General features: G+C 74.7%; 10 protein-coding genes. All 10 read left to right on the top strand.

The features are described 5' to 3' along the window. Positions 1-1189, top strand: a 1189-nt coding sequence (locus VIB11_RS13050; protein ID WP_332031666.1) for an AMP-binding protein, incomplete at its 5' end; no start/stop codon positions are given. Further along, entirely contained in the window at positions 1186-2184 is a 999-nt protein-coding gene (pdhA, locus tag VIB11_RS13055) for a pyruvate dehydrogenase (acetyl-transferring) E1 component subunit alpha (protein WP_332031667.1), read from the top strand. The genes VIB11_RS13050 and pdhA, both read left to right, overlap by 4 nt. A gap of 86 nt (positions 2185-2270) precedes the next feature. After that, positions 2271-3248: an alpha-ketoacid dehydrogenase subunit beta gene (locus tag VIB11_RS13060; RefSeq protein ID WP_414695834.1), complete on the top strand. Its 978-nt coding sequence runs from the start codon at positions 2271-2273 to the stop codon at positions 3246-3248. Next, entirely contained in the window at positions 3241-4638 is a 1398-nt protein-coding gene (locus VIB11_RS13065; RefSeq protein ID WP_332031669.1) for a 2-oxo acid dehydrogenase subunit E2, read from the top strand. Before VIB11_RS13060 ends, VIB11_RS13065 begins: the two co-directional genes overlap by 8 nt. Beyond that, complete coding sequence (locus VIB11_RS13070) at positions 4635-4886, top strand: acyl carrier protein (protein WP_332031670.1); 252 nt, start codon at positions 4635-4637, stop codon at positions 4884-4886. The genes VIB11_RS13065 and VIB11_RS13070 overlap by 4 nt, the downstream gene beginning before the upstream one ends. 211 nt (positions 4887-5097) lie before the next feature. Next, entirely contained in the window at positions 5098-5871 is a 774-nt protein-coding gene (locus tag VIB11_RS13075; RefSeq protein ID WP_332031671.1) for an MBL fold metallo-hydrolase, read from the top strand. A gap of 189 nt (positions 5872-6060) precedes the next feature. After that, positions 6061-6345, top strand: a complete 285-nt coding sequence (locus VIB11_RS13080; protein WP_332031672.1) for a hypothetical protein — start codon at positions 6061-6063, stop codon at positions 6343-6345. 11 nt (positions 6346-6356) lie between these two features. After that, positions 6357-6800, top strand: a complete 444-nt coding sequence (locus VIB11_RS13085; protein ID WP_332031673.1) for a hypothetical protein — start codon at positions 6357-6359, stop codon at positions 6798-6800. 46 nt (positions 6801-6846) lie between these two features. Next, positions 6847-7779 carry a class I fructose-bisphosphate aldolase gene (locus VIB11_RS13090; RefSeq protein WP_332031674.1) on the top strand — a complete coding sequence of 311 codons (933 nt, stop codon included), beginning with the start codon at positions 6847-6849 and terminating at the stop codon, positions 7777-7779. Positions 7780-7827: 48 nt separating this feature from the next. Further along, positions 7828-8163 (top strand): spore germination protein GerW family protein, encoded by a 336-nt coding sequence (locus tag VIB11_RS13095; protein ID WP_332031675.1) that lies wholly within the window; start codon positions 7828-7830, stop codon positions 8161-8163. Positions 8164-8281: the final 118 nt, after the last annotated feature.

The following is an 8281-nucleotide window of genomic DNA, read 5'->3' on the forward strand; positions in this document are numbered from 1 at the left end:
CGAGGCCGATCTCGACCGGGAGGGCTTCGCCATCACGCCGACCCGGCCGGAGGACCCCGCCCTGCTGCACTTCACGAGCGGGACGACCGGTCGCCCCAAGGGGGCCGTGCACGTCCACCAGGCCGTGGTCGCGCACCACGCCACCGCCCGCTTCTCGCTCGACCTGGGCGCCGGCGACGTGTACTGGTGCACGGCGGACCCGGGCTGGGTGACCGGCACGTCCTACGGCATCATCGGCCCGCTCACCCGGGGCGCGACCATCGTGACGGACTCGGCGGACTTCGACGCACGACGCTGGTACGCCGTCCTCCAGGACGAGCGCATCGCGGTCTTCTACACGGCGCCGACCGCGCTGCGGATGCTGATGCGCAAGGGCGCCGAGCTGGCCCACGACTACGACCTGTCGGCGCTGCGGCACGTCGTCAGCGTGGGTGAGCCGCTGAACCCGGAGGCGGTGGTGTGGGGGCTCGAGGCCTTCGGGCTGCCGGTCCACGACACGTGGTGGCAGACGGAGACCGGGGCGATCATGGTCAGCAACTACCCGGGTGTGCCGATCCGCCCCGGCTCGATGGGGCGCCCCGTTCCGGGGGTGGAGGTCGCCGTCCTCGACCGCGGGCCTGACGGCCGCGCCGCGGTCGAGGACGGCGAGGTGCGCGTCCTCGAAGACCCCTCTGCCGTGGGCGAGCTCGCGCTCCGGCCCGGCTGGCCCTCGATGTTCCGCGGCTACCTCGGGGAGCCGGCCCGCTACGCCCGGGCCTTCGCGGGCGGCTGGTACCTCACCGGCGACCTCGCCCGCATCGACGCCGACGGGTACCTCTGGTTCGTCGGGCGCGCGGACGACGTCATCAAGTCGGCCGGCCACCTGATCGGCCCGTTCGAGGTGGAGAGCGCCCTGATGGAGCACCCGGCCGTCGCCGAGGTCGGGGTGATCGGCAAGCCGGACCCGCTCGCCGGCGAGATCGTCAAGGCCTTCGTCACGCTCAAGGCCGACCACGAGCCGAGCGAGGCCCTGCGCCGCGAGCTCGTGGTCTTCGGCCGTCGCCGCCTGGGCTCGGTCGCCCCTCGCGAGATCGCCTTCGAGGAGCACCTGCCGCACACCCGCAGCGGAAAGGTGATGCGCCGACTGCTGAAGGCGCGTGAGCTCGGCCTGCCGGAGGGCGACCTCTCGACAGTGGAGCAGCCGACATGACCGCCCTCGCGCCACGGCAGCGTGCCGGCCTCGACGGCCAGGCGCCCGGCCTGCTGCGCCAGATGATGCGCATCCGCAGGTTCGAGGAGAAGTGCGCGGAGCTCTACAGCGCCACCAGGATCCGCGGCTTCCTGCACCTCTGCATCGGCGAGGAGGCCGTCGCCGTCGGGGTGATCTCCTCGCTGGCCGAGGGCGACGCGGTGATCTCGACGTACCGCGAGCACGGCCACGCCCTCGCCCGCGGCGTCCCCATGGACGCGATCATGGCGGAGATGTTCGGCCGGGCCACCGGCTGCAGCCGTGGCCGCGGCGGGTCGATGCACCTCTTCGACGCCTCGCGGCGGTTCTACGGCGGCAACGCCATCGTCGCCGGCGGGATGCCGCCCGCGCTCGGCATGGCCCTGGCCGACCAGATGAACGGCCGCGACGACGTGACGGCCTGCATCTTCGGTGAGGGAGCGATGGCCGAGGGCGAGTTCCACGAGAGCGCGAACCTGGCGGTGCTGTGGAGCCTGCCGGTGCTCTTCGTGTGCGAGAACAACCGCTACGCCATGGGCACCGCACTCGCGCGCGAGCACGCCCAGACCGACCTCGCCGCCCGCGCCGCGTCGTACGGCATGGTGGCCTGGGCCGTCGACGGCATGGACGTCCTCGCCGTCCGGGCGGCCGTCCAGCGCGCGCTGGCACTGATCCGCGGCGGCGGTGGGCCGTGCTTCCTCGAGCTGCGCACCTACCGGTTCCGCGCGCACTCGATGTACGACCCGGACCGCTACCGCGACAAGGCCGAGGTCGAGCGCTGGCGTGCCGCCGACCCGATCCCGGCACTCACGGCGGCGCTCGTCGAGCAGGGGGGCCTCACGCAGGACGAGGTGGACCGGTGGGTCGGCGAGATCGACGAGGAGATCGCCGCCGCCGTGGAGTTCGCCGACGCCTCGCCGCTCGAGCCGGTGGCGGACCTGACGCGGTTCGTCACGAGCGAGAGGGGCGCCGGGTGACGGCCACGACGCACCGCAAGCGGGCGGGCGCCACCCGGGCGGCGCCCGGCGTCGGCGTGAGCGGGGGCGCCGCGGCGGGCACCGCCGTGACGACCTACCGGGAGGCCCTGCGCGAGGCCCACCGCGAGGCCCTGCAGCGTGACCCGCGGGTCTTCCTGCTCGGGGAGGACGTCGGGCGCTACGGCGGCTCCTTCGCCGTGAGCCTGGGCCTGCTCGAGGAGTTCGGCGAGCAGCGCATCCGCGACACGCCACTGTCGGAGTCGGCCTTCACCGGCGCGGGGATCGGTGCGGCCCTGCGCGGGATGCGGCCGATCGTCGAGATCATGACCGTCAACTTCAGCCTGCTGGCCCTCGACCAGATCCTCAACAACGCGGCGACCCTGCTGCACATGTCCGGCGGGCAGCTCGCCGTGCCGCTGGTCATCCGCATGACCACCGGTGGCGGGCGCCAGCTGGCGGCGCAGCACTCGCACAGCCTGGAGGGCTGGTACGCGCACATCCCGGGCCTGCGGGTGCTGGCACCCGCCACGATCGAGGACGCCCGCGGCATGCTGTGGCCGGCCCTGCAGGATCCCGACCCCGTGCTGATCTTCGAGCACGGCTCGCTCTACCCCCTCAAGGGCACGCTCCCCGACCCCGCACCGGAGGTCGACATCGAGCACGCGGCGGTGCGACGGCCCGGCGACGACGTGACGGTCGTCGCGTACGGCGCCGGCGTGGGCAAGGCGCTCGCCGCAGCGGAGCTCCTTGCGGCAGAGGGCATCTCGGCGGAGGTGGTCGACCTGCGCGTCCTGCGGCCGCTGGACGAGCCGACGCTGCTGGGGTCGGTGTCCAGGACCCACCGCGCGGTGCTCGTCGACGAGGGCTGGCGCTCCGGGAGCCTCGCGGCCGAGGTCGCCGCGCGGCTCGTGGAGCGGTCGTTCTACGAGCTCGACGCCCCGGTCGAGCGGGTCTGCGCCGAGGAGGTTCCCCTCCCCTACGCGGCCCACCTGGAGCAGGCCGCCCTCCCCCAGCCCGAGGGCATCGCCGACGCCGCGCGCAGGGCGGTCCGCGGCGATGGGTGAGTTCCGGATGCCCTCCCTGGGCGCCGACATGGAGGAGGGGATCTTCCTCGAGTGGCTCGTCCACCCCGGCGACCAGGTGCACCGCGGCGACATCATCGCCGTCGTCGAGACGCCGAAGTCCGCGGTGGAGGTCGAGTGCTTCGAGGACGGCACGGTCGAGGAGCTCGTCGCCCACGAGGGCGACGTCATCCCGGTCGGCGGGGTGCTCGCCCGGCTCAACGGCCGCCGCGAGGCCGGCCCGACGGCGCCGGTCGCCGCCGGGGCGACCGCGCCCGCCGCGCCCGCCGCGCCCGCCGCGCCGGTCGCGCGCACGGGGCCCGCCGGCCCGCCGGTCTCCCCGGTCCTGCGCCACCGCGCGCAGGTCCTCGGCATCGACCTCGCGACGGTCACCGGGACCGGCCGTCACGGGGCACTGACCCGGGCGGACCTCGAGCGCGCGGCCAGCGAGCGCACGGCGGCCCGGGAGGCCGAGACGGCGGGAGCACCCGAGGTGACGGCTGCCGCGCCGACGGCGGCTGCGTCCGGTCCGGCAGCCGTCCCCACGCCGAAACAGCCTGCGCGACAGCGGGTCTCGCCCTACGCGCGCCGGCTGGCGCGAGAGGCCGGGACCGACCTCACCGGCATCCGGGGCACGGGTGCGGGAGGGGCGGTGCGCGCGGCGGACGTGCGGCGGGCCACGGCGGTCCCGCCCCGACGGGCCACGACGGTCCCGCCCCGACGGGCCGGCGCCGAGTCGATGCGCCAGAGCATCGCGGCCCTCATGACCACCTCCAACAGGGAGATCCCGCACTACCACCTGACCGCCACGATCGACCTGCACGCCTGCCAGGAGTGGGTGCACGCCCGCAACCGCGAGCTGCCCGTCGAGGAGCGGCTGGTGCCCTCGGCCCTGATGCTGCTCGCCACCGCGCGGGCCGCCCGTGCCGTCCCCGAGCTCAACGGCCACTGGCTCGACGGCTGCTTCCGCCCGGCGGACTCCGTCGACCTCGGGCTCATCCTGTCGCTGCGCCGCGGTGGGCTGCTCGTCCCCGTGGTCCACGCCGCCGACACCCTGACCGTGGGCCAGATGATGGCCTCGATGCGCGAGCTGACCAGCCGTGCCAGGGCGGGCCGGCTGCGGGGCTCCGACCTCGCGCCCCCGAGCCTCACGGTGTCGAACCTGGGCGACCAGGGGGTCGAGAGCGTCCACGGCGTCATCTACCCGCCGCAGGTCGCGCTGGTCGGTTTCGGGGCCGTGTCGGAGCGCCCGTGGGCCGTCGGCGGCCTGCTCGGCGTCCGCCCCCTCGTGACCGCCACGCTCGCCGGCGACCACCGCGCGACCGACGGCGCGATCGGCGCGCGGTTCCTCAAGCACCTCGACCGACTGCTGCAGAGACCGGAGGAGCTATGACACCCCACGAGGCCAGGGACCTGCTCGAGAGCGCGCTGCGCGGGGTCGTGCCCGACGCCGACCTCGGCGGCCTGCCCGGCGACACCGACCTGCGCGAGGCCTTCGAGCTCGACTCCCTCGACTTCGTCGAGCTCGTCGAGCGGCTGAGCAAGGGCTCCGGGCTGCGGATCGAGGAGGACGACGACCTGCGCACCATCGACGCCATCGTCGGCCTGCTCAGTCGCGGGACGTCGCCGCGCCCGGTGTGACCAGTCCGTCGCCCCTGCCGCCGGCGCGCGCGGCCCGCGGCGACGGGTTCCCCCGGGCTGGCCCCGGCTCGCGGGTGGTCGACCGACCGGAGTGCCGGGCCACCCACGCCTCGCACAACCACGACCACCGGCCGCAGAATGTGCAGGTGCCCCACTCTCCTGCCGGGCTCGCCCCGGACGACCCGCCCGCCGAGGGCGCTGGGGCTGCGCCATGGGCCTGACGGTGACGTGGCTGGGCCACTCGACCGTCGTGCTCGACCTCGACGGCGTGCGCCTCGTCTCCGACCCCCTGCTGGCCCGCCACGCCGGCATCCTGCGCCGGCGCGGGGACGCGCCCGAGCGTGACGCCTGGCACGGCGCCGACGCCGTGCTGCTCTCCCACCTGCACCATGACCACGCCCACCTCGCCTCCCTGCGGCGACTGCCCGGCATACCGGTCGTCACGGCGCCCGCGAGCGCAAAGTGGCTCTCGGGCAAGGGAATCCACGACGGAGCAGGCCTGGCGGATGGGCAGTGGCTGGCCGTCGGTGACGGGGGTCGTGTGCGCACGCGCCTCGTCCCGGCCGTCCACGCCCACCGGCCCATGCCACACCGGCCCAACGACGCCCACGGGCACCTCGTCCGCTCCGGATCGGCGACGGTGTGGGTGGCCGGCGACACTGAGCTCCATCCCGCCATGGAGGACCTGGCCGAGATGGCCGGCGGGCCGATCGACCTCGCGGTGGTGCCCGTGTCGGGCTGGGCGCCGCGCCTGTCCGGGGGCCACATGGACCACCTGGACGCAGCGCGGGCGTGCGCGATCGTGGGCGCGAGGTATGCCGTGCCTGTGCACTGGGGGACGCTGCACGTGCCGGCGGGGAAGCACCTGCCGCGCGGCTGGATGGACCGCCCCGGGTTCGCGTTCGCGCGCGACGCCCGCCGGCACGCGCCGAAGTGCACGCCGGTCGTCCTGCACCCCGGGGCCTCCTGGACGATGCCGAACTGACCTGGCCCCGGCTGCCCGGTCCGTCCCGATGTGCCCGACGTGTGCCCGGCACCCTCGGGGGCACCGCCGGCGACGGTCGTCGAGGGACCTTGGACCCTGTCTGCGGCGAGAACGGCCTGCGCATGCTCGTCACGGGCAGGGAACGGCGGCGGTCGCCGACACCGGCCGCACGAACAGATGAGGTGCCTGATGACCCCCGACGAGGCCCGCCGTCTCTACCTTGGCGCGCTCCTGGCCGTTGCCCCGGAGGCCGACCTCGTCCCGGTGGTCGCGGGCGCGGACGTGCGCCGCGCCTGCCGCCTGGACCATGGCAGGTACCGCAGCTTCGTCGACGAGGTGGGCCGGCGAGCCCGGCTCCCGCTGCGCCACGACGACGCCGACGCCGACTGCCTGGTGACCCTCGACGAGGCGATCCCCTTCCTCGTCAACGAGGCCGCCCGGGTGCGCCTGCTGGGGCTCCAGCAGGTCGGCTGACGGGGGCGGGAGTGACCGCGACCGCGCCACGGACCCGGGCACCGGCCGCCGGCCGGCGTCTCGGCTACCTCATGGCGGCGGCCGTCAACGGGCTGCTGGTCTACCTCCTCAACGTCTCGCCGGGCTGGGAGGCCGTGCCGTTCCTCACCGACGACACGCCGCAGGTGCTCGGGGTCGTCAACGCTTCGCTGCTCGCCGGTGTCGCGGCCAACCTCGTCTACCTGGTGCGGGACCCGCCGCGGCTGCGGGCCCTGGGCGACCTCGTCACCACCGCCTTCGGCCTCGCCGCGACCGTCCGGGTCTGGCAGGTCTTCCCGCTCCAGTTCGAGGAGCCCGGCTTCCCCTGGGAGGCCGTCGTCCGCGTGCTGCTCGCGATCGGGATCGTCGGCAGCGCCATCGCGATCGTCACGAAGATCGTGGCCCTGGCCTCCCCCTCGTCCCGGCCGCGCCGCTGAGGCCGTCACCCGGGCTGACCCGTCCACCGCCCCCAAGGAGAGCCCCATGACCAGCCGAGTCGACGAGATCCTCTCGTGGTACGAGAGCGACGATGCCCAGACGCTGTCGAACCTGCGTCGCATCCTCGAGCACGGCCGCACCGGGGGCACGGGCAAGCTGGTCGTGCTGCCGGTCGACCAGGGCTTCGAGCACGGCCCCACCCGCAGCTTCGCCGCGAACCCTGCCGGCTACGACCCGCGCTACCACGCCCAGCTCGCGGTCGACGCGGGCTGCAGCGCGCACGCGCTTCCCCTGGGTGCGTGCCAGGTCGTCGCCCCGGAGTTCGCCGACGACCTCCCGCTGATCCTCAAGTGCAACAGCTCCGACTCGCTCTACACCGGACCGGACCCCGAGCCGGCGGTCACGGCCAGCGTCGACGACGCGGTACGGCTGGGCTGCGTCGCGGTGGGGTTCACGGTCTACCCGGGGTCCGCGGCGCGCAACCACATGTACGAGAACCTGCGGCGGTTGGCGGTCGACGCCTCGGACGCGGGGCTCCCGCTCGTGGTGTGGTCCTACCCCCGCGGCTCGGGGGTCTCGACCGAGGGGCGCACCGCCGTCGACGTGGTGGCGTATGCCGCGCACCTCGCCTGCCAGCTCGGCGCCCACATCGTCAAGGTCAAGCCCCCGACCGAGGTGGTGGAGAGCGACGCCGCCAGGGCCGCCCTGGAGAAGGCCGGGGTCCCGCTCGGCACCCTCGCCGACCGGGTCCGCCACGTCGTGCAGTCCGCCTTCGCCGGCCGTCGCATCGTGATCTTCTCCGGGGGCGCGGCCAAGGAGACCTCGGCCGTCCTCGAGGAGAACCGGCAGACCGCGCTCGGTGGTGGCTTCGGGACGATCATGGGGCGCAACTCGTTCCAGCGCCCGCACGCCGAGGCCGTCACGCTGCTGCACGACGTGATGGACATCCACGTCAGCACGCCGGTTCCCTCGCCCTAGGACATTCGGCCCTGCAGGGCGGGTGCCGCAGCGGCCTACGGTGGCGAGATGGATGTTCAGGAGCTGTTGTCCCAGGTCACCGACAAGGTCACGGTCTCGCGCGTCTTCGGCGAGCCGATCGAGCGTGACGGAGCGCTCGTCATCCCCGTTGCCCGCGTCCGCGGTGGCGCGGGCGGCGGGAGCGGCACCGGCCCCGGCGACGAGGGGTCGGGCAGTGGCGGGGGCGGGGGGTTCGAGGCCACCCCCGCGGGCGTCTACGTCGTCCGCGGCGGCGACGCCCTGTGGCGGCCCGCCGTCGACGTCAACAAGATCGTCGTCGGCGGTCAGATCATCGCCATCGTGGTCGCCCTCGTGCTGAGGTCGGTGCTGCGTCGCAAGTCCTAGGGCGAGCCGACCGTGGCCGGCGTGGGCGGATGGCGCAGCCGGGGGCGCAGCCCCCGCAGGGCGATCCACCAGGCGGCCGCCAGAACGACCAGGCCCCCGACGGCCAGCACCACCGACG

It is taken from the genome of Pedococcus sp., from assembly GCF_036554925.1.
GTDB lineage: Bacteria > Actinomycetota > Actinomycetes > Actinomycetales > Dermatophilaceae > Pedococcus_A.

What these genes read in the sequence shown, in the direction of transcription:
- pdhA (WP_332031667.1), top strand. Translation starts at nt 1,186, where the DNA reads ATGACCGCCCTCGCGCCACGGCAGCGTGCCGGCCTCGACGGCCAGGCG.
- VIB11_RS13065 (WP_332031669.1), top strand. Translation starts at nt 3,241, where the DNA reads ATGGGTGAGTTCCGGATGCCCTCCCTGGGCGCCGACATGGAGGAGGGG.
- VIB11_RS13070 (WP_332031670.1), top strand. Translation starts at nt 4,635, where the DNA reads ATGACACCCCACGAGGCCAGGGACCTGCTCGAGAGCGCGCTGCGCGGG.
- VIB11_RS13075 (WP_332031671.1), top strand. Translation starts at nt 5,098, where the DNA reads ATGGGCCTGACGGTGACGTGGCTGGGCCACTCGACCGTCGTGCTCGAC.
- VIB11_RS13080 (WP_332031672.1), top strand. Translation starts at nt 6,061, where the DNA reads ATGACCCCCGACGAGGCCCGCCGTCTCTACCTTGGCGCGCTCCTGGCC.
- VIB11_RS13090 (WP_332031674.1), top strand. Translation starts at nt 6,847, where the DNA reads ATGACCAGCCGAGTCGACGAGATCCTCTCGTGGTACGAGAGCGACGAT.
- VIB11_RS13095 (WP_332031675.1), top strand. Translation starts at nt 7,828, where the DNA reads ATGGATGTTCAGGAGCTGTTGTCCCAGGTCACCGACAAGGTCACGGTC.